Here is a 291-nt window from a genome sequence, read left to right as displayed (position 1 = left end):
AACAGCGCCCTTTTCGCCGACCATTATCCGCTGCTGCTGGCGCTGAACTGGGCGCTCGTGGTCCTGTTGCTGCGGGTGGTGGGAACGCAGCTCGCGCGGCTGGTGAAGAAGCTGCGCCGTGGCGTGTTCGGCTCGCGGCTGGTCTTCAAGCTGCTCGCGCTCTTCACCCTCATTGCGCTGGTGCCGGGGGCGCTGGTGTACGTGGTCTCGGTCCAGTTCCGCACCAAGAGCATCGAGTCGTGGTTCGACGTGCGGGTCGAGCGGGCGCTGGAAGGCGGCCTCAACCTGGGC

At 67.0% G+C, this 291-nt stretch carries 1 pseudogene; it reads left to right on the top strand.

Annotated elements, in window-relative coordinates:
* Positions 1–291: pseudogene (locus ACTFO6_RS18555) on the top strand (PAS domain-containing sensor histidine kinase); the annotation flags it as partial.

It is taken from the genome of Pelomicrobium sp. G1, from assembly GCF_051905455.1.
Classification (GTDB): Bacteria; Pseudomonadota; Gammaproteobacteria; order Burkholderiales; family UBA6910; genus Pelomicrobium.
This window is presented reverse-complemented; position numbering and strand designations above follow the sequence as displayed.